We start from the raw sequence: 17,294 nt of genomic DNA on the forward strand, positions 1-17,294 counted from the left end.
CAAGAATCAAAAATCTAATACCTTTATTTATAGTTTGAAATAATATGACTCTAGATTTTACTCTTGAAAAATATACAGAACTATGCAACGCTATCCAACGTAATTACTCCACCTGCACATTTTATGATTTTCTAATTAATTTTAAGAAAATTAATGAAGATATTAACTGTTTAGAAAATATCTCTTATTATACAGTACATAGAAAAATAGATGCCAGAATCTGCATAATCCGTCATGATGTTGACCGGAAAATCAAGAACTCCCTTATTATGGCTGAAATTGAACATGATCTGGGAATACGTTCTTCATACTATTTCAGGCATCCATATACATTTAAACCGGATATTATCAGTAAAATTCATGAGCTTGGTCATGAAGTTGGTTACCATTACGAAACACTAAGCAAGGCCAGGGGAGAACCTAAAGTAGCAATAAAACTCTTCGAAGAGGAACTCAATGAATTCAAAAAAATTCATGAAATCAAAACTATTTGTATGCATGGTAAACCACTCTCAGGATATGACAATCGCGAACTCTGGAAATATTATGATTTCCATGATTATGGAATTGAAGGAGAAGCGTACCTTTCAATAGATGAACAGAAAATACAATATTTTACAGATACGGGTCGAAACTGGAGTAACAAAAACTCCCTGAGGGACTTTATGTCTGTTCCCCAAACATATTCCGTAGAAACAACAGATGACCTGATTAACCTGATTAAATCCGCCGAAGAAAGTTACCTGTATTTGAATATACACCCGGAAAGGTGGACAAAAAATTATTTTAACTGGATTTCCAGTTATCTTCAGGACAATTTGATAAATGCCGGAAAAACTATTATTGCGGCAATACAACAATGAGAAAAATATTAAGGCAAATCCCGGAAAACGAATGGAGAAAGTATATAAATTGTTGTAGTAACGCGACCATCTACCATACTCCTGAATGGAAAACATTTTTGGAGAAAACATTTGGCTACAAGCCCTACTATATCTTCGCTACCGATGAATATGGACAATTAGCTGGAATGTTACCACAATTCCATGTGAAAAGCATACTTACAGGAAACAGATTATGCTCAGTTCCCTTTTCTCATGAGTGTGGTTGTCTCGGAGACAACTACATATGCACTGCCTTAACTAATGAGGCAATTAATCTAAATAGGCAGCTAAATATTGGAAAAATTGAAATCAGGGATAGCATAAATAATTCCGTTTTTGAAGGAAAGAGCACTTTTTGCACCCACAAGATTGAATTATCTCAGAACTTGGATGAAATATGGAAGAAAATGGACAAAGGCAGTGTCCGCTGGGCCGTAAATAAGGCAAAAAAACTTGGAGTGAAAGTTAATTCTTCAATAAACATTGAGGATCTAAAAGAATTTTATGAATTAAACTGCATCACAAAACATAACCTTGGCGTACCTTGCCACCCCTGGGATTTCTTTAAGAATTTATTTGATTTTCTTGAGGGGCATGTTAAAATGTACCTCTCAGAATACAATGGAAATATAATTGGAGGAGGAATTATGTTATATTACAAGGATAAAGTCATTTATGGTTACGGCGCTGCAAATCCGGATTACCTTAAATTATACCCATATAATGCTTTCATCTGGAAAAGTATTGAAGATGCATGTATAAATGGTTATCAGATGTATGATTTTGGCCGGACTTCTTATGATAACACCGGCCTGATTAAATTCAAAGAAAGATGGGGCACTCAGGAGAAAAAACTTTGGTACAGCTATTACCCCAAATATACCAATTCCTCATTAAAAGATCGTAATTCCGGATATTCACAATTTGCGAATAAGGCCGTCAGAGTAATCCCTATGCCAATATACAAAGCCTTTAGTAAATCTATTTTCTCACATCTGGGGTAATATATGAGAATTGTTATTGACATTAATCATCCGGCACAGGTTCATTTTTTTAAAAATTTCACTCTTGAAATGAAGAAAAAAGGGCATGATATTCTCATTACAGCAAGTAAAAAAGATCTTACTGAAGATCTATTAAAAAAATATAAATTTGAGTATTGTTTTCTTGGTAGCTATGGCAAATCAATAATCAAAAAAATACTCAATGTTCCAATAATAGATATTAAAATGTACCTTTTAGTTAAAAACTTTCAACCCGATATATTTCTTGGATTTGGATCCATAAGAGCGGCCCATGTTTCTAAATTAATGGGAAAAAAATGTATTAATTTCGATGATGATGAATATTCATACCCATATTATCATTATTTCACAGACACAATTTGTGGATTCTCCGGATTTAAAATAAATGGAGATAAAGTTCTGAAAATAAACAGTTTCAAGGAGATAGCATACTTACATCCAAATTATTTCAAACCCAATCCGGAGTTATTAAAGAAAAATGGTATTGACCCTTACGAAAAATTTGTTCTCGTAAGATTTGTATCATGGAATGCATTCCATGATTTTGGACAAAATGGTTTGAGTGCTAAATCAAAAATTCAACTTATAGATGAATTGAGCAAAAATTCAACAATATACATTTCATCAGAAGCACCTTTGCCAAAAGAACTGGAAAAATACCGTTTATCTCTCCCACCAGAAAACATTCATGATCTTCTATATTATGCAACCCTGCTTGTTTCTGACTCTCAAACTATGACAACTGAAGCAGCAGTGCTTGGAACACCTGCAGTTCGGACTAACAGTTTTGTTGGAAATAACGACATGGGCAATTTTATAGAACTTGAAAAAAAGTATAATCTTATATTCAACTGTAATTCTAATGAAGCATTAATTGAAAATTGTATAAATATATTAAATTTTAAAAATGTGAAGCATGAATGGAAAATAAAAAGAGAAAAACTTCTTGAGGATAAATCAGACATTACTAAGTATATGATATGGTTAATTGAAAATTATCCCCAGAGCATTAATGAAATAAAAAATAGATAACATTAGAAAAAGTTAAATCTCCATACATGATGCTTTCATTTGATACTACTGAATTAAGAACCGAATTTATGGCAGGAGTCCATAACGCTGATCATACTGCAAGAGCACAAATTTTTGAAAAAGAATATAATGAAAATTACTTCAGGATTCTGGAATATTTTGAAAAACTCACTTATAGGGCTGTTTTGTTGAATACATCCTTTAATTTGCACGGTTATCCAATAGTTAATACTCCAAATGAGACCATGTAGGTATTTGAAAATTCCGGTCTTGATTATGTTGCTATTGGAAATTATTTGATCAGTAAAAAATAGAAGTATATTTTGTATTATAATTATGACTCATGAAAAAAAAGGGATTTTTCCGATATTTAACAAAAATATTTTAGAAATCTGCCACACATATGATTTCTTCCAGCGTGACCCAACGGAATTAATATCACCCTATTTTAACAGAACTGATGTGCTGGTCAGAATAAACCCATTCGCAGAATTAACTAAAATAATTCCCGTAAATAGATATTCCAAATATATAAAGAGAAATAAACTGTGCCCTTCAGGAAATATCGATAATATCCGGATATTGCCAACCAATGTTTACTATTTGCCAGGAAATTACTTATACAAATATGTCGGGAATTTACACTATAAATCAGTTAAAAGGGCTATACTGAAAAATAATTTAGCATTTGATTTAATACATGCTCATTTCACATGGTCAGCCGGTTATGTAGGTGCACGTCTTAAGGAAGAGTATGATAAACCATTAGTAATCACAGCTCACGGTTATGATATCTATGACCTGCCCTTCAGAAATTATGATTGGAGAAAGAAAATAGAATCTGTCCTCAACACTGCTGATCATATAATAACTGTCAGCAACAAGAATCTTGAATTCATAAATCAGTTGGATGTATCCACACCCGTTAGTGTTATACCCAATGGGTTTAGGAATGATCTCTTTTATCCACGTAATACCACAGAATGTAGAAATAGACTAAAACTCCCACTGGACAAAAAAATAATTCTGACGGTAGGGAATCTTGAGCCTGTAAAAGGCCATAAGTACCTTATAGAAGCAATACATAAAGTAATTCAGCAAAGAAAAGATATCCTTTGCATAATTGTCGGTTCCGGAAGTCTGCATAATTCTCTTAAGCGCCAGATAAAAAAACTTGGACTGGAGGATTATGTTTTACTTGCAGGCGGCAGGCCACATAATGAAATTCCACTATGGATGAATGCATGTGATCTTTTTGTGCTTCCAAGTCTGAATGAGGGTAATCCCACCGTTATGTTTGAAGCACTGGGGTGTGGTAAACCTTTTGTTGGAACTAAAGTTGGTGGAATTCCAGAAATTATTATATCTAACAATTATGGTTTATTGAGTGAGAGAGGTAAATCGGATGAACTTGCAGAAAAAATCTTAACCTCGCTTGGAAAAAACTGGAACCATTATGAAATAATTGAATATTCAAAAATATTTACATGGATTAACATAGCAGATCAATTGATGGCAATATATGAGAAGTATTTAACAGGGAAATCTAAGAATTATAATAACAATATTTTCACAAATTCAACAAAGTAAAATATATCTGATAAAATGAACATTTATTATTATTATAGATTCTCCGGCGGGAATAAAACCGGAGTAGATAAAAAAGTAATCTCACAGATAAAAAATCTCTCTGATCTTGGAGTAAACTGTACATTATTTTGTATTTGCTTAGGTAACGAAGAGTTTCAATATCCAGAAATTAATGTAAAAAATGTAAGACTAAAAGGCACCAATAAAAAAGGGATATCAAATAAAATAAACAGGGAAAAATTAGTAAATATTGAATTTGAGAATCTTATCCAGTCTCTTAATCATGATGACATAATATACATGAGAAGTCCATATCCTTCCCCTCAAATCTCAAGAATTTTAAAAAATAAAAGAAGATGCAAAATTGTTATTGAATACCAGACCATTGAACCACTTGAATATAAAACTAAGAAAAAATACTGGTATCTGCTGATTGATTATCTTTTTGGGAATGACATCCGGAAATACACTGACGGAATAGTAGGAGTAACTGAAGAAATAACCCAGTATCAACTATCCCGATCCGGCAACCCTTCAAAACCACACATTACAATAGGAAACGGCTTTGATATAAATTCAGTTCCCATCCGGAATCCACCAGAATTTTCCGGTGATGAACTTCACCTTTTGTGTGTTGCAAATGTTAGCCCATGGCATGGTCTTGACAGATTGATCAGGGGAATGGCTGAATATAAAGGTCCAACAAAAGTGGTACTGCATATTGCCGGAGATGGATCAGAAGTTCCGGTTCTTAAAAATCTGGCTAAAAATCTTAATATTTCAGATCAGGTTATTTTCCATAGTTTCCTTTCCGGAAAGGATTTAGACATTCTGTTTGATAAGTGCCACATTGCTGTTGGAAGTTTGGGGATTCAACGAAAAGGATTAAAGCAGACATCTGAATTGAAAGCAAGAGAATATTGCGCACGTGGGATGCCATTTGTAATTGCATGTGATGATCCTGATTTTCCAAAGGATTTTCCCTATATCCTCCATTTACCTCCTAATGAATCTCTGATTGACATAAAGCAGGTCATTGCCTTTACAGAGAGAATATTTGTTAATCCAGAAAACTCACGAAAAATGTGTGAATATGCCATAGAACATCTGGACTGGTCAGTAAAGATGAAAAAGCTAAAAGGATCTCTTGAGGATTTAGTTTATGATAATGATAATGTGTAAACGCTCACTATAAAATGGGTAGAATTTAAACGATATTTGCATTATTGAAAATCTGGACAGAAACGACAACAATCAGGAATATTTGTATTATATTCTACCCTTTCGCTGATCCGAGATCCTAAATCAGAGATTGATACAAATGTCCTAATTTGCCACACATTTCACCCAAAAAACATCTCAATTTCCAGAGGTGATAAGTAAAACCAGAATATCATCTTACTCTCTCATGAATAATAATTTCACCTATAATCTGGCACATATGGCCTTAATGTATAAATTAATCCCAAATATGAGGATTTAAGATTCAATTTGATCATTTGCCTTTTGAAATGGGCGAAAGGCCAGTATATTTGTAATCATTCCTTTTAGAGATAAAAAAAGGATTTTTCCAAACATCTTCATCACTAAAAATATTCCCATTTCCAGGTTTAGGAATCATCATTTTACAACAACCTTCAACGCTACCAAAACCATCAACCCTTAATGTAGTAAAATAAGCTGAACAATTACCCGAAACTAATTTATCATTTCTTTTAATATAAACAGGAGGATTAATTATTAATTTTCCAATATTACTATTTATGACTCCATTGATAAAATCAATATCATCCATATCATCATCAAAAATACAATTATTACTTTCATTAATATCACTTGGCAGATAATTCTGAACATCTAAAATTGGAATATTATTGGATATGCAAAACTCTACAGCGTCCAATAATTTAGATCTTTCTTGTTTTATATAAACGATCGAACTTCTGACAATCAATGAAGGATATTTTTTTACCTCAGTATTAACAAGATATCGAATATTTTTGTATATATTCAGTGTTGTGAAGGATGAATCAAATTAAGCAAATCTTCAATTAAATCTGCACCATTGTTCTGACTGGTAAAAAGTACAGATGCAAGTATTTCTAATGTCCGAGAACCTTCTGGTGATCTCGTTCCTCCGGAAATTTTCCTTTTTACAGTCATTGGCCTAACAGCTCTTTCAGCTTTATTGTTAGTACTCTCTACTTTCGGATTAATCACAAACTGAAATAATTTTTCCTTAACTCTCTTTAAACTCTCCCCAAATTTCCTGCATTTTAAATTTTTATAAGGTCGGTCTAATTTATCCTGCAATTCTGAGATTAAATTTTCAACATCCTCCGGGCGGCCTTTTCCCTCGAATGATTTTGCTTTAGCATGGATGTACTTCATTGTTTCATGGATATGTTTGCCCTCTTCACCATAAAGTTTTGAAAGATCTTTAGAATCTACAAGAAGATGAAACCAGCAAATCTGTTGTGCTCTGTTTCCGGTTTTTCTTGCCAATGTATTATACGCAGAGAATCGGTCATGAACATCTATTCCTTTTGGGTTTTCTCCAAGAATAGAAAGTGGTTCCTTGTGACTGCGGGTTTTTGCAATCATGTATAGTGCTACACCTTCCGCAACAAAAACCCACAACCATTTGTTAATTCCACTCTCTCTCCAGGAAGTTTCATCCATGTATCTGACATCGGCTTCTCTGACCATCTCTTTGAGAACCTCATAATATTCAGAGAATTCCTTTGCAATCAATTCACCCATTTTTTTGACTTCACCAGTGCTGATTTTAAACCGGTAAAGTTCTTAAATATTTTAGGTATTCCAACTGCAGTACCTTTCATTACAACATCCATCCAGACCGCAGTAAGCATAGCCCTTAAACCTATCCTTGCGTTTGGAAGAGCATCTAAAACTTCTCCTTCAACCATTTTTTTACATTTTGAGCAATATCTCCGAGGGATATGATACATTGTAACAATTGGTTTAACTATGGGGATATCCTCAACAATTCTTGTCCTTTCTTCCTGCACTTTGCTCAATTTGGTATTGCCGCAGTAAGGGCATTCAGCCACATCAATTGTCTTATGTATGTCAACCTTCTCCGGTTTTGGCCTAAAATTACCCTTATGTCCAGGTTGTGCCCCTCTCTTCTTTTCTTCTCTGTTTTATTATTATCTGGATCCTTGGAATCTTTAGTTGTGCTTTTTTTGACTCTTTTTTTATGGCATATGGTTTGCCACCTTTTTCTCCTGTAGTTGGTGGATGCCTGAATTTGTACTCATTGAATTCTTTTTTCAGCTTTTCATTTTCGTAGAGTAACTCTATGTTGGTGGATTTGTAAAAAATCATTAAAAGTGATCCAGTGAAATCATCGTAATTGATCCACCCTTGACTGAGTTATATGTCCTCATTATTCTTATTTGTTGCTACGAATTCTCTCTGCCGGTAGCTTTTACCGGTCATATTTATTATCACCGCATGGTGAGTAACCCTGTCAAGTATTGCAGTAGTTATGGCCTTATCATGAAAGATACGAATCCAATCAGAAAATGTCAGGTTAGTTGTAATAATTGTGGACTTATGTTCATATCTGAGAGCAAGAAACTGGAAGAGCAATTCTGCTCCTTCTTCATCAAAGGAGATATACCCAAGTTCATCAATAATTACAAGGTCCATCTTTCTAAACCTCTTCTCAAATTTAGAAAGACGAAGTTCCTTCTTTGCTTCTTTTAGATCGTTTATTATTCCAGCTGCTGTTCTGAAATATACAGAGTACCCATTCTCACATGCAGCAATTCCTGCCGCTATTGCAAGATGAGTTTTGCCTGTGCCGGAATTTCCTATCAGGATAAGGTTTCTGTCTTCTTTGAGAAATGCAAGATTCTTAATTTTCTCAAAGGCTTCTTTCCCATCCTTTGGGAGCATATCCCTTTTAATCTCTTCAAATTTTTTGAAAGCTGGGAATCCGGCCTGATTTATTGAGCGTTCAATTCTTCTGGTTTCTCTTGACTTCACTTCTGCGTTTAGTATCTGGAAAAGAAAATCTTCAGGGTCTTTAAAATCTTCAGCTATACTTTGATATGATTGATATACTCCAGGCAATCTAAGTTGCCTACAGAGCGTTTTTATTTCATTGTCCATTTTCATCATCTCCTGATGTTTATCTGTCATATTCTCTAAGGTCTGGATTGGGTACTTCAATATCATATTTGTAATCGAAATCTTCAAATTCTGGACTATTTTTAAAATTAAGATTCAGTTTTATCAATTCATAGTCCGGAATAATTCCATCATTCCTAAGTCCCTTTATTGCAGCAATAACTTCTTCATGGGAATACTCCCGGATAAGAAGAAGAATCATGATGAATTTTTCTGGTTTATCCACATAATTCTCAGAATAGAGATCTTTTAAATTTTGATCCATTACTTTCAAAAGTCTGGATGACCTGAGCGAACCAGGTTTATTCCTTAATGTGCTCAAATAATGTTCAACATTTAACGAGTACTTGTTTTTATCAAATATTCTTGGATGCTCAGCGATTAATTCATCACCTTCAAAAATTTCAATTTTGAAGCAATAAATTTTCAATGAAAGTCTCTCAGCTTTGCAGGATTCAGGAACGGAGTAATTATTTCTTTCAAATGTTACAGTTGAATATCTGTCAACTTTCCTGTACTTTAAGTCATAAGGTTGAAAATCCATTGAAGGAAGCGGAATAAATGATTTTTGCTCTATTTTCAAGGCATCAATAGGAATCATTTCCCTATTTCCAACTTTGCAACTATTGATCCTTGAAAGGGTATTTTTTAAATGCTCATTAGCTTCTTCCAAGGAACTAAAGGTATCCTTAAGGCCAAATGCAGAAGTCCTGATTACCGATACTGTTTTTTCCACTGTTCCTTTTTCCTGTGGGGAATGAGGATTGCATGCATTGGTTTTAAATCCATAGTGGGCGGAAAAACGAAGAAATCTTTCGTTAAAGACTTTCTCTTTTGGATTGGTAACAACAGTCTTCATATTATCAAAGAAAATGTTCTCAGGAACTCCGCCAATTTCATGGAAAAATTCAATTAGGGCATGGAAAAGATTTTCCTGTGACTCATTTGGATATATTCTTCCGAAGCGATAAAGAGAATAATTCAGAACTGTCGAAAATTGCTTGTACTTTGCTGGTTCTTCAGGAATTTTTAATACAACGGTTCCCCAGTCACACTCTGATCTAAAGCCTGAATCATATTCCTGAGCTATGCAAACATCTTTGAAGGAGTTGCTTTCCTTCCATTTTGAAACTTCTCTCAGAACAGTTGAATAGCTAATCTTTTCTCCTTCCCCAACAAGAATTGAAAATATCTGTTTTGCGTTTAGTCTTTGTTTTTTGGTTTTTCCTGATTCTCAAGAAGCATTGAGAGAATCCGATCTCTGATTTCTCCTTTGCATACTGTATTTGGTCTTGCAACTTTCTCATCTTCTGGTAAGATCTCATTGGTTAATCCATTTTTACAGTTTTCAATACGATTAAGGTACTTTGAAACAGTGTTTCGGGATATTCCCATTATTTCAGCTACTTTCCTCTTTGATCGTGTTTCAAGGTACAGCTGATAAATCCTGTTAACATCGCACATTGATTTCACCACCTTGTGTTTGTCGTCTTATGCAGTTTCATTTACTGCCAGTGTTACTGGGGGTGGATCAATTACGATGATTTTTTTGACGAAAAGTGGATCAGTTACGATGATTTTTTACAGGAATTAGCCTGACTCAATTTTTTATTCAACTTCTCGTTTTCGACCTTCAGTTGAATAATATCATGAGATAATTTGGCTATTTCTTTCTTGTACCTGTATGTTTTGTTGTAATTACGGATACTTTCGCAATTCATCTGATATCAGTCTTCAGGCCCTACAATTACAAGATAGACTTTCTTTCCAAGGTGTTCCTTTGGACAATCAACCTTCGCACTTGTTCCAAAGGGTGTAACTTTTCGAATGTAGAACCCCTCAATGTTTTTGACATTAAGTTCAGTTTCTGCAACAATTGGTACTTTTTTCACAGATATCTATTAGATATCTAAAGTATATATAACTTACGATTTGAATCAAAATAGCGATATTTCCAGAAAAGTGATTCAAAAAAATGGAAAATTAGGATATTGCTTCAGAAGACTGAACATTTACATATTTTTTTCAATTTGTTTAAATACCAAAGAGTCCACACCGGTCGTTTTTGAAAAATCATCTGGATTTAATCCATGTAAACTAACAGAGATTGAGTCAAATGATGCACCAATTTGACCAAAATATCTATGCAACAGACTCCCATTGGTAACTACCGATGTCTTTTTGCCACTTTTCTTTGCTAAAGATGCCATTTCAATAATATCCTTAACCAAAAAGGGTTCACCAACACCAACAAAAGAAACTGACCTTATAGATGGGTATTTAATTAAAATCTTCTTCAACCCTTCAATTTTAAAATCCGATTTTAATATAGATTCTCCTTCAAAAACTGAGGAATTTATTGAGAGATTTCGACTGCAATAGTTACAAGAAAAATTACATCGCCGCGTAGTGAATATATTCAAACTTATAGGTTTAGGAGGAATATAACCTCTTATGAGAAATAAACCATAGTATTTATTTAAATATTTCCGAAATTTATGAATCATGCCATCACAATTAAAGCTACTAAACTATTAAGTCCTGAAATTATTTCATCTTTTTTGTCATTAATTCGTTGACATTTAATTATATCTCAGAGATTTGACTATTGTTACCAATCCATCCCATAACCATTTCTCAGAACCATATTCTTGATGCAGTATTTCAGGAGATTTTATGTACATTTCAAATTTTTCTTCCGTAAAACCAAGCTTTTTCATTACAAATTGTTTATCTTTCTCTTCTTGTCTTGGATCTAGATACGGGGGCATTTTCAACATCCCTATTGCCTCCCCGCGAGTAATATGTCCACTAATAATTAACGATGAGAGATGAACAAGCCTTTTATCCACCCCAAATTTTCTAGGAGGCTGTCCGAAAACAGGAGTTTTTCTCAGCAAATTTTACGCAACAAACAAATTTGCTAACAGAAATATGATCTAAAATTTCTGTGCAAAAAATTCTACATCGACGCACCTTCCCGAGTGCACGATTTATAGAGATTTTAATAGCGCTAACAGATTGTTCTGCTAAAAAGCTACATAAAGCCAGATTATTTGAAAATGAAGACACAAAATTAATACTTCTCAAATATCTCACTGATTTTTTGAGATTGTGACAGGAACAAATAAGAGCAAATTCACCTTTTGCTTTTTCGAATCCTCTTAAATGAATATCTCTAAAACCCTTATTTTTAATTTGACCGAACACCGGTTCGACAATAGTTTTACGTCTGGCGTAAATCTCCTTTGATGATAATTGTTGCATTTTATCCCTCATCTCATTTCTTAATGGTTCGTAATCATCAGTTGAAACAGTTCTTGGTTGACCCCTTTTGGACTTACAACAGGATATTCTATATTTACAATTGAGGCACTCTTCTTTAATCCCAGAATATATCCTTTTACCATCCTTACTCTTAGATTTAAGCTTCATTATTTTCTCATTTGGGCAAATAAAAACATCTTCAGCTTCAACATATGTAAATACTGATTTACCGAAGAGTTTTCCTTCGCCTTCTTTATTATCAACATCCTGTTTTTCTTCTCTGCCCACAGCTACGAATGCATTCACTCCGAATTTTTTTAATGCTTCAAGATTATGACCAGAGAAATATCCATTATCAAAACTCATTGAATCTGGCATTTTACCATAATCATCAAGGATCTGTGTTAATGCCGGCATAACCTCTTGTTTATCATTTGCATTTTGAGTAAGATGCTGAGCAATAATTATCTGATTTTTACTATCGACAGAGATTTGTCCGTTATAACGATAGTCAAAATCACCCTTTTTACCCATAATTCTTGCATCAGTGTCTGCAAAACTAATTTGAGATTTATCTGGTATTTGCTCACCGGGATTAATATTTTCTTCCCTTATTTCAAGTGCTTCTTTGGATTCAATTTTTTCAATTTCTGTCATTATATTTTCTATAAATTTCTCTAATTCAGCTATTTTATCCTTCATTCTGCCATAACTCATTGCTTTATGCTTTGATGTATCAGCTTTAAATTTGGAGCCATCCTGACTCACATTTTTAAAATCCATTAAGCCATTTTCTTCTGCAATAGCCACGCTTTCTTTAAACAGAGTTTGAAAATAATCATTGTTGTCCTTTCTAAAATCACTTAATACACGGAAATTAGGACAATTCATGCGTGAAATATACATATATCCAAGATCCGTATGACATTTCCTTTCGATTTGCCGGGAACTATATACACCATCACAATAGGCATAGATCAAAATTTCAGTTATTCGCCCTGGATGATATGCACGCTGCCCTAAAGGACTATAATCACTCATTAATGGTGTATAATCGAGTTTTTTAAAGATTTTGGTATATTCAAAGCACTCATGATCATCGGGTAAATAATCAAAAATGTGCATGAAGGATAATTTAGATTGAGTAAAATCGACAGAATCTTCCTTAAAATAAATATCTGGCGGACTTTTTTTTATTGTATCTGGAGATAGTTCATCAGGATTTCCAAACCAATAGTCTCTTTTAGATTTTACTGAGGAGTCAACCATAATTACATATTATGTTGTTTTTACAAAATATAATTCTTACGATCTACATCAAAAAATATATTTCATAATAATTGGTCATATTGTGATACCATTCTCGGACAGCCTCCTAGTATTTTATTGAATATACTAATTTCAGAAACTATTAATTCAGAAGAATCCCCATTACCAAATCTTCCTGTGTTCTGGAGATTATTAAAGACTTGATTATTTTTAATTTGTTCATATTTTAATATAGCCAAGATGATTTTAATTTTACCTGCTCCTGTTAAAATATTCATTCCGTCCTGAAGGGTTTCAACCCATTCTGTGTTATCTCTGAGGGTTACACAGGGAACATTAAGGATATAAGCCTCCTTCTGAATTCCTCCGGAATCTGTAAAAATCATTTTCGCATTTGACATCAGGAGAAGCATATCAAGATATGGGAGAGGATCAATGAGGACAATCTTTCCGGGTTTATATTGGTTTTTGTTTGATATTATTTCATATAGTCCGTATTCTCTAAGGCACTTTACTGTTCTTGGGTGTGCAGGGAATATTATCTGCGCATCTTCAGAGTTTGCTATTTCTATAAAGGCTTCAATGATGTTTGTCAGGTTTTCTTTTGAGTCAGTATTAGAAGGTCTATGGACAGTTGCAACATAATATTTTGAAATTTTGTTTGAATTATCATCTATAAGGTTTAATCTTTCAAGGATAGTTGATTTTTCTTCAGCAATTTTTAGATTATACTGGAGAGCGTCTACCATCACATCACCTGTCAGGTGAACACCTTTGGTAATTCCTTCATTTTTGAGGTTATCAACGGCGGTCTGGGTGGGGCAGAAGAGTAGGTCTGATAGGTGATCAGTCATAATCCGGTTAATCTCTTCAGGCATTGTTCTGTCAAAGGATCTCAGGCCGGCTTCAACATGGGCTATTGGGATGTGAAGCTTTGCAGCTGCAAGGGCACCGGCAAGGGTTGAATTGGTGTCACCATAGACAAGCACCATATCCGGCTGCTCTTTTATCAGGACTTTCTCAATCTCAATGAGCATCTTTCCGGTCTGCTCTCCCTGGCTGCCGGAGCCGATATTGAGATTATAATCCGGCTTTGGGATACTTAACTGCTCAAAGAAGATGTCAGACATATTGGCATCATAATGCTGACCTGTGTGGACTAAGATCTCCTGGTGTTCTTTTCTAAGCTCCCTTGATACTGGTGCACACTTGATAAACTGCGGACGTGCGCCGACTATTGATACGATTTTCATGATATTACAGCATATTTTTCATCTGGCTTAGATAACTCAACCATACTGATCAATATTTTATCCAGACACCACATATTCACTAATTCAGATAATCCACACCATTTTATTTAGAAATTATGGAATTGCGCAGATACTACAATCTACCAGTAACCCTCTCGCAGAAGAGAAGATTACCAAGACCATCCTCAGGCGTTACCGGAAAAGGTTTCCTCTTCTCCGAACACTCAAGGAAGAGACTCAACTCCGTCTTTAAAGGTTCAATCTTTCCCACCATAACTTTCTCTATGATGTTCTCCTGATAATACCTCTCAGCCTCAATCTGGTAATTCTCAGGCTTCCAGTAGACATAGAGTTCCTGCGTCATAAAGTCACCCTGAAGTGTGAATTCCTCTTCTTCAATATGGATGGTTCTGATCTTCCTCGATGATTTCCGGCTTGCAGATAGATATACAGGTGTATTATGCAGAGGATAGGTATAAGCATCATCCTGCTCATGCACCCCCTGCATACCTCCCTGGATACCTTGCATACTCTGCATAACTCCCTGAGTACCTTGCATACTCTGCATAACTCCCTGAGTACCTTGCATACTCTGCATACCTCCCTGGATACCTTGCCCACTCTGCATATCACCACCCTGTGCACTCCGCAGATTATGACCATTGTCATACTGCATCATAAGAGAGCAAACATCAAAAGTTCCAAAGGCTTCCATTCTGTCAGGCTGACCAAAGAGTGAATGAAGAACTACGTCAATATCATGGATCATCAGGTCCTCCACTACAGAACTTCCTGTAACCCTTGCTGAAGCCGGATTGTGCCTCTTGATTTCAACATACAGGGGGTCCCCCTGATTATCTCTTTGATCTCTTTTATGATTGGGTTAAACCTCTCTATATGACCTACGCCGACTACCGGACCTCTGAGATTACCCGTAACATTAAGATTACCAGTACCGTCAATGCTGCAATCATCATTATCACTGTTGCGATAATCATTACCACTGCTACGGTAATAATTGCCACAACTGCTATTATAACCGTCACTATTACCATAACCCGGAATAAGACTGATAAGCTCCCTTGCAGCCTCCGAGTTATGGCATATCGGTTTTTCGATTAAGACATCAATCCCTGTATCGGCAATGAATATCTCTTTAGCAACTTCAAAATGATATGGTGTTGGCACGCAGAGACTTACGGCGTCAACATTGCCCAGGAGCACGTCCAGCGATGATGTGGCAATACCCTCATTCTTAGAGGCAACATCTCCGGCAGCCTTCTCATCTGTATCATAGATATAAAAGTTGTCCACCTTCTTAAGCTCTGAATACACACGGGCATGATTCCTGCCCATTGCCCCCGCACCAATTACTCCGACATCCATATTATTACTCCGCCAATAAACCACAATATATTTAAATTAAATTTGGCAAATCTACCAAATTATATCAAACTCTTCCTGATTAATATATAACATCCCTCATTTATGAGGCTATTTCTGATTTCAGCAATTATCTTTGAAATAACTCATATATTTAGCAATCAATGTCCAAAATATTCTGACAATAACTCCTGAAAATATTACTAATTAATTGGTATAGCCCGCATATTAATTTAAAATACTCATTTTTACAGCACTAAATGATACACGACACATTCTCAGACTTCACAAAACGATCAGAATATTAATCCACAATTACCAATTCATCATACCATTATCAGACTCACAGACAACAATCAAAACCATGCCATACAAATTCATAACAGAACTTCCGAATTCGGTAAAAACTAACCCCTAAAGACATGCACATGAGACTTTCCCCAAAGCATCCAACAATGTCTGGAAAAAAAACGAAAGCAAAGACAAATGAGACATAAATTTAATTGGTGCATCCGGCTGGATTTTAAAATAATCTGAAATCCTGTTATTTATTATTGAAAAGCTTACAGTATTCTTCAGTTGTCAGTCCTGCCTTATTAATTATCCTTTTAAGAAGTCCCGGACCCATTGTTTTTCCGGAATGAACTGGTATTGAAAGATGAACATTACTGCCATCTTTTATGAGGATGTAATGACTGCCCTCAATATGATTTATCTTCCAGCCATCTTTTTTCAGTGCATGTATATGTTTTTCACCGGATGCGCGTGGCAGTTTAGGCATAACTGCTACCTGTATTTTCAGATATGTCAAGCGAGAGATTTAATTTTTCATCAGATTCGATAAATTTAATATTATTTATTGCACTTTTCAGCCTTGATTTCAGGCAGCCAATGATAGCCTCATTCAAGTTCCTGATAGCTTCATCCTGAGTATCACCTTCAGTAATACAACCCGGTAAATCAGGGCATTCTGCAATATATCCTCCTTCTTCATCTTTTTCAATAATTATATTAAATTTCATATCTCCCTTATGTTTTGATTAATATGATATATATTTAATCATGGGCAAATAATTTTTAAAGCTACATCAGGACCATCATTTACAAGTGAACAAAATGATTCCTTATACCGGACCTGAGGAAAATAAAGACAACATTAACATTATCCAAAAAAAAGAGATTTATTAAATTTTATAAAAAACAGCCAGATTCAGACCCGACTACAAAAATGCGAGGGATGGGATTCGAACCCATGGACCCCTTCGGGAACGGATCTTAAGTCCGTCGGTTTTGGCCAAGCTTACCTACCCTCGCCCATATTAAATGAAACTCCATCAAATTAACATTTATGCAATTGTCCCCAAAAATCCTGATAAAACCAATAGCATAACAAAAATCCCCAGGACTCACGCATAGAAAAAAGCCAGCAT

General features: G+C 34.8%; 22 protein-coding genes and 1 tRNA gene. 6 read left to right on the forward strand and 17 right to left on the reverse strand.

The annotated features are described in order from the left end of the window. Positions 1-269: 269 nt before the first annotated feature. From METLIM_RS13130 to METLIM_RS13155, 6 genes are all read left to right on the forward strand, one after another. Positions 270-863, forward strand: a complete 594-nt coding sequence (locus METLIM_RS13130) for a hypothetical protein (RefSeq protein ID WP_052300928.1) — start codon at positions 270-272, stop codon at positions 861-863. Next, positions 860-1,888, forward strand: a complete 1,029-nt coding sequence (locus METLIM_RS13135; RefSeq protein ID WP_004079186.1) for a lipid II:glycine glycyltransferase FemX — start codon at positions 860-862, stop codon at positions 1,886-1,888. Before METLIM_RS13130 ends, METLIM_RS13135 begins: the two co-directional genes overlap by 4 nt. Before the next feature lie 3 nt (positions 1,889-1,891). Further along, the gene (locus METLIM_RS13140; RefSeq protein WP_004079187.1) at positions 1,892-2,941 is read left to right on the forward strand and encodes a DUF354 domain-containing protein; all 1,050 of its coding nucleotides are present in this window, start codon (positions 1,892-1,894) and stop codon (positions 2,939-2,941) included. Continuing rightward, positions 2,938-3,192: a carbamoyltransferase C-terminal domain-containing protein gene (locus tag METLIM_RS13145; RefSeq protein WP_281034229.1), complete on the forward strand. Its 255-nt coding sequence runs from the start codon at positions 2,938-2,940 to the stop codon at positions 3,190-3,192. The genes METLIM_RS13140 and METLIM_RS13145 overlap by 4 nt, the downstream gene beginning before the upstream one ends. A gap of 85 nt (positions 3,193-3,277) precedes the next feature. Beyond that, positions 3,278-4,531: a glycosyltransferase family 4 protein gene (locus METLIM_RS13150; RefSeq protein ID WP_004079189.1), complete on the forward strand. Its 1,254-nt coding sequence runs from the start codon at positions 3,278-3,280 to the stop codon at positions 4,529-4,531. Positions 4,532-4,546: 15 nt separating this feature from the next. Then, entirely contained in the window at positions 4,547-5,713 is a 1,167-nt protein-coding gene (locus METLIM_RS13155; protein ID WP_004079192.1) for a glycosyltransferase family 4 protein, read from the forward strand. Positions 5,714-6,026: 313 nt separating this feature from the next. Here the strand turns inward: METLIM_RS13155 and METLIM_RS13160 are convergent, their stop codons facing one another. The 17 genes from METLIM_RS13160 to METLIM_RS13230 form a co-directional block, all read right to left on the reverse strand. After that, positions 6,027-6,434 carry a hypothetical protein gene (locus METLIM_RS13160; protein ID WP_004079193.1) on the reverse strand — a complete coding sequence of 136 codons (408 nt, stop codon included), beginning with the start codon at positions 6,432-6,434 and terminating at the stop codon, positions 6,027-6,029. Positions 6,435-6,541: 107 nt separating this feature from the next. Continuing rightward, the gene (locus METLIM_RS13165) at positions 6,542-7,285 is read right to left on the reverse strand and encodes an IS66 family transposase (protein WP_169312400.1); all 744 of its coding nucleotides are present in this window, start codon (positions 7,283-7,285) and stop codon (positions 6,542-6,544) included. Further along, positions 7,282-7,605: an IS66 family transposase zinc-finger binding domain-containing protein gene (locus METLIM_RS13170; RefSeq protein ID WP_048146021.1), complete on the reverse strand. Its 324-nt coding sequence runs from the start codon at positions 7,603-7,605 to the stop codon at positions 7,282-7,284. Before METLIM_RS13170 ends, METLIM_RS13165 begins: the two co-directional genes overlap by 4 nt. A 52-nt stretch (positions 7,606-7,657) precedes the next feature. Beyond that, entirely contained in the window at positions 7,658-7,882 is a 225-nt protein-coding gene (locus METLIM_RS13175; protein ID WP_048146023.1) for a hypothetical protein, read from the reverse strand. A gap of 48 nt (positions 7,883-7,930) precedes the next feature. Next, positions 7,931-8,683 (reverse strand): IS21-like element helper ATPase IstB, encoded by a 753-nt coding sequence (istB, locus tag METLIM_RS13180; RefSeq protein ID WP_281034204.1) that lies wholly within the window; start codon positions 8,681-8,683, stop codon positions 7,931-7,933. Between the two features lie 10 nt (positions 8,684-8,693). After that, a complete protein-coding gene (gene istA / locus METLIM_RS13185; protein ID WP_083824967.1) occupies positions 8,694-9,884 on the reverse strand; it encodes an IS21 family transposase in 1,191 nt (396 codons plus the stop codon). An 11-nt stretch (positions 9,885-9,895) separates the two neighbouring features. Beyond that, on the reverse strand, positions 9,896-10,156 hold the full coding sequence (locus METLIM_RS13190; protein ID WP_048146028.1) for a helix-turn-helix domain-containing protein: 261 nt from the start codon (positions 10,154-10,156) through the stop codon (positions 9,896-9,898). Between the two features lie 263 nt (positions 10,157-10,419). Next, positions 10,420-10,584, reverse strand: a complete 165-nt coding sequence (locus METLIM_RS16295; RefSeq protein WP_004076083.1) for a DUF2080 family transposase-associated protein — start codon at positions 10,582-10,584, stop codon at positions 10,420-10,422. A 120-nt stretch (positions 10,585-10,704) separates the two neighbouring features. Further along, complete coding sequence (locus tag METLIM_RS13195) at positions 10,705-11,199, reverse strand: radical SAM protein (protein WP_004079199.1); 495 nt, start codon at positions 11,197-11,199, stop codon at positions 10,705-10,707. Positions 11,200-11,274: 75 nt separating this feature from the next. Continuing rightward, the gene (locus tag METLIM_RS16770; RefSeq protein ID WP_169312402.1) at positions 11,275-11,544 is read right to left on the reverse strand and encodes a hypothetical protein; all 270 of its coding nucleotides are present in this window, start codon (positions 11,542-11,544) and stop codon (positions 11,275-11,277) included. Positions 11,545-11,554: 10 nt separating this feature from the next. After that, complete coding sequence (locus METLIM_RS13205) at positions 11,555-13,228, reverse strand: IS1182 family transposase (RefSeq protein WP_004079203.1); 1,674 nt, start codon at positions 13,226-13,228, stop codon at positions 11,555-11,557. Positions 13,229-13,290: 62 nt separating this feature from the next. Continuing rightward, on the reverse strand, positions 13,291-14,481 hold the full coding sequence (wecB, locus tag METLIM_RS13210; protein ID WP_004079205.1) for a non-hydrolyzing UDP-N-acetylglucosamine 2-epimerase: 1,191 nt from the start codon (positions 14,479-14,481) through the stop codon (positions 13,291-13,293). 133 nt (positions 14,482-14,614) lie between these two features. After that, a complete protein-coding gene (locus METLIM_RS17745; protein WP_052300929.1) occupies positions 14,615-15,262 on the reverse strand; it encodes a hypothetical protein in 648 nt (215 codons plus the stop codon). After that, complete coding sequence (locus METLIM_RS17750) at positions 15,262-15,867, reverse strand: Gfo/Idh/MocA family oxidoreductase (RefSeq protein WP_004079209.1); 606 nt, start codon at positions 15,865-15,867, stop codon at positions 15,262-15,264. The genes METLIM_RS17745 and METLIM_RS17750 overlap by 1 nt, the downstream gene beginning before the upstream one ends. A gap of 541 nt (positions 15,868-16,408) precedes the next feature. Further along, entirely contained in the window at positions 16,409-16,645 is a 237-nt protein-coding gene (locus METLIM_RS13220; RefSeq protein WP_004079211.1) for a type II toxin-antitoxin system HicA family toxin, read from the reverse strand. Then, positions 16,638-16,886: a type II toxin-antitoxin system HicB family antitoxin gene (locus METLIM_RS13225; protein ID WP_004079212.1), complete on the reverse strand. Its 249-nt coding sequence runs from the start codon at positions 16,884-16,886 to the stop codon at positions 16,638-16,640. The genes METLIM_RS13220 and METLIM_RS13225 overlap by 8 nt, the downstream gene beginning before the upstream one ends. 207 nt (positions 16,887-17,093) lie before the next feature. Then, a tRNA-Leu gene (locus METLIM_RS13230) sits at positions 17,094-17,178 on the reverse strand. Positions 17,179-17,294: the final 116 nt, after the last annotated feature.

Origin of the sequence: Methanoplanus limicola DSM 2279 (genome assembly GCF_000243255.1) — an archaeon.
GTDB lineage: Archaea > Halobacteriota > Methanomicrobia > Methanomicrobiales > Methanomicrobiaceae > Methanoplanus > Methanoplanus limicola.

Bases quoted from the DNA above. Each gene is read 5' to 3' on its own strand.
- METLIM_RS13130 (WP_052300928.1), top strand. From the start codon at position 270: ATGGCTGAAATTGAACATGATCTGGGAATACGTTCTTCATACTATTTC.
- METLIM_RS13135 (WP_004079186.1), top strand. From the start codon at position 860: ATGAGAAAAATATTAAGGCAAATCCCGGAAAACGAATGGAGAAAGTAT.
- METLIM_RS13140 (WP_004079187.1), top strand. From the start codon at position 1,892: ATGAGAATTGTTATTGACATTAATCATCCGGCACAGGTTCATTTTTTT.
- METLIM_RS13150 (WP_004079189.1), top strand. From the start codon at position 3,278: ATGACTCATGAAAAAAAAGGGATTTTTCCGATATTTAACAAAAATATT.
- METLIM_RS13155 (WP_004079192.1), top strand. From the start codon at position 4,547: ATGAACATTTATTATTATTATAGATTCTCCGGCGGGAATAAAACCGGA.
- METLIM_RS13175 (WP_048146023.1), bottom strand. From the start codon at position 7,882: ATGATTTTTTACAAATCCACCAACATAGAGTTACTCTACGAAAATGAA.
- istB (WP_281034204.1), bottom strand. From the start codon at position 8,683: ATGATGAAAATGGACAATGAAATAAAAACGCTCTGTAGGCAACTTAGA.
- METLIM_RS13190 (WP_048146028.1), bottom strand. From the start codon at position 10,156: ATGTGCGATGTTAACAGGATTTATCAGCTGTACCTTGAAACACGATCA.
- METLIM_RS13195 (WP_004079199.1), bottom strand. From the start codon at position 11,199: ATGATTCATAAATTTCGGAAATATTTAAATAAATACTATGGTTTATTT.
- METLIM_RS13205 (WP_004079203.1), bottom strand. From the start codon at position 13,228: ATGGTTGACTCCTCAGTAAAATCTAAAAGAGACTATTGGTTTGGAAAT.
- wecB (WP_004079205.1), bottom strand. From the start codon at position 14,481: ATGAAAATCGTATCAATAGTCGGCGCACGTCCGCAGTTTATCAAGTGT.
- METLIM_RS17750 (WP_004079209.1), bottom strand. From the start codon at position 15,867: ATGGATGTCGGAGTAATTGGTGCGGGGGCAATGGGCAGGAATCATGCC.
- METLIM_RS13220 (WP_004079211.1), bottom strand. From the start codon at position 16,645: ATGCCTAAACTGCCACGCGCATCCGGTGAAAAACATATACATGCACTG.
- METLIM_RS13225 (WP_004079212.1), bottom strand. From the start codon at position 16,886: ATGAAATTTAATATAATTATTGAAAAAGATGAAGAAGGAGGATATATT.